Here is a 2,599-nt window from a genome sequence, read left to right on the forward strand (position 1 = left end):
CCAACTGCTAGCTTTGCTAAATTATTCGTAATATTTATAACTATCGTAATGGCATTCATTGTTCATTTATTTGTATAAGTTACGTGGTTTTAAACATTATCAGCAACGGGTCAACCACCGTTGTGTACATAAGGAGATATTGATATGAATGAAGATATAGCCATGTGTAACTTAGTTGAGATGCAAATGATTTTCGGAAAAAAGTCACAGAATCTATTTTAGAAATTAAAAGTAATGAATGTATATCTGAAATAAATTTACCTGTGAAATTAGACAATGATAACTTTGAAATCATTGTTAAACGCAAGTAATAATAATTACGGGGTGAAATATAAAAGACCTGGGATCGTCTATAAAAGCAACCAGAAAACTAACTTTCAAAGGCGGTCAAGTGATTGGCCGTGTACATAAGCGGGCATTCCTAGAGATGTAAGACCCATCAAGCTAACTAGAAATGACCGGTGGAATGGTAATTTTTCTAAGTGCGCTTACTTAATCAGTTACACGCCCTTCTAACGACGGGAGGGGCGTACATATGGAGTCTAAATTATGGTTAATAAATTTTTAAACAAAAACAAAAATAAATATTGCTGGTATGAGCCAAGTAAGCACCTTTATTTGACGATGTGGAAGCGTGATGAAGATGATAAAGACTTAAATAAATTAGGATTTACTGACGGATTTACAGACTATACAGATGAAGAGCCGTGGTTATTAGTTGCCTTAACAGAAGATGAGTTAATTCAAGCAAAAGTAGAAGATAAATTTAACGTTAAGATTAGTAACTTGGTTAAGCTCGACCCAAATACGTTAAGAGAAGTTAAGCCGTATTGTTAAGGGTAGCAGTGTTAAAAGAGGTAATGTAAAAGGGAGCTAAATGGCGGATAAGATAGACAAACTATTCAGTGATTATTTTTCCGGGGTCATTAACATGAGAATACAAGTACGTCGATTAGAATTAGGGCTGCCAAAGCAAACTGATGAAAACATTGGTGGTGGTCGGGCGTTGAATGTTAACCGTAATCCAGTTGATAGTAAACTAATTGCTGAGGAAAGCGACCGGGAACTAAAATATTTATTCACAGAAATTAGAATGATTGAAGAGTTCCTAAAGACAATCACTAATGACATGATTAAGTTATTAAAGTGGCGCTATGATACTCGTGACCGCCATACCTGGCAACTCATATCCTATAAGATGCACAAGTCTAAAAGCCAGTGTCAACGTGACCTTAATTTTGTCAAAGAACAGTTTGAAAATTCTATCTGGAGTCGTCTTGTGGATATGTCGATGTAGCAATATCATGCGTCTTTTATGCGGTACTTTGTGGGTTTTTACCCCTTAAAATAGTGCAATAATTGTAGTATGCAATAAATCAAATGAGACGTGTGTGTCTCTTATCCTGCGCGATGTTGGCCGGTGGCCGAAGTAAACTAAACTAAAAAGGATACTTCTTTCGTTATCACGACGAATGCGGTTCGATTCCGTGGTCGCGCTTAGCAGTGACAGCAACTTTCATGTATTTTTTCCTCTGTTATTTTTGAATTGTTTCTACACTACTTATCTTTCGCTGTCACTGCTTATTCTGAATAATGGCGTTAGGCCGTGGTTATAGTTTGCTCGCAGCAGCTAAATAACCACGTTAGAAAACTCGTGAGGTGCAAGTCCTCGATTATTCATACTGCTGACGAGCAGGATATATATATATATTCGCACTCCCCAAGCGTAAGAGGGCTACATATTTCCGAAAATTATTTCGCAACTTTATCGAGATGAGACAGTCGAAATAACAAAAAACTCTCTATCCGGAAGAGATAATCCGCTTGTTTCGGTTTGATGCGGTAGACGTAGGTTAGCTACCTACACGCAAGTAATAGGACATTTAGCCCAACTATTGATTTAATTACCGATAGTCGTGCTTGCGTACATACATGCCTGATGGTTGGGCATCGTACACCATTGTATGTCTCGACCGTGACGCCTTACGGTTAATACAAATGAATGATAGGTGACGGAATAGGTAGACGTACACAATACACTCATGTGGGAATTATATGTACAGGGAGCACTTAAGAACTGCTACTAGCATATATCGAGTGGCTCTATGTAGGGTGCAAATCCTTACCCTATCGTACATAATTGACTGTTGCAAAAAATGCACTAGTTAAGTGGTATGTGCAAATAATGCAAATACCAATACTGGTTATTTCCAAAATGGAAACAACCAAAACACAGCACTCCTGATGGGGTGTTTTTTAGTACATAGAAAGGAACGCTAATGGAATACGGAAACACTAAAACAGTTCGGTCATTGAACGGCAACAACGTGAAGTACAGCGACAACGGTACTTTAATGGGATTCTTGTTGAATGATGGCAGTCAGAAGTTGGCGTTTGATGATAAGAAAGCGTTTGTATCTGTTAAAAACTCTGGATTCTTATTTGATGTTCAATTCCAGTTGCAAGATAGCAAGGTTGTTGTTGATTTTAATAATAATCGTTTACAAGAATTGCCAACCGGTAGCTATGGACTTGAGTTTACTGTTCATAATGAGCAGGGCGAGCGATTGTTATTCCCAGATAATGGATTCTTCCCGAT

3 protein-coding genes are annotated in these 2,599 nt (G+C 37.7%); all 3 read left to right on the forward strand.

The window, feature by feature from the left end:
• Window positions 1-549 precede the first annotated feature (549 nt).
• Window positions 550-837 (forward strand): hypothetical protein, encoded by a 288-nt coding sequence (locus C7384_RS08000; RefSeq protein WP_089940539.1) that lies wholly within the window; start codon window positions 550-552, stop codon window positions 835-837.
• Window positions 838-877: 40 nt separating this feature from the next.
• The gene (locus C7384_RS08005) at window positions 878-1,297 is read left to right on the forward strand and encodes a DUF722 domain-containing protein (RefSeq protein ID WP_276329410.1); all 420 of its coding nucleotides are present in this window, start codon (window positions 878-880) and stop codon (window positions 1,295-1,297) included.
• A 982-nt stretch (window positions 1,298-2,279) separates the two neighbouring features.
• The coding region (locus C7384_RS08010) for a hypothetical protein (protein WP_133240792.1) at window positions 2,280-2,599 on the forward strand (320 nt) is incomplete at its 3' end.

The organism is Convivina intestini (genome assembly GCF_003096575.1).
Lineage (GTDB): Bacteria > Bacillota > Bacilli > Lactobacillales > Lactobacillaceae > Convivina > Convivina intestini.

Coding starts and splice junctions, on each gene's coding strand:
- C7384_RS08000 (WP_089940539.1), top strand. CDS start 550: ATGGTTAATAAATTTTTAAACAAAAACAAAAATAAATATTGCTGGTAT.
- C7384_RS08005 (WP_276329410.1), top strand. CDS start 878: ATGGCGGATAAGATAGACAAACTATTCAGTGATTATTTTTCCGGGGTC.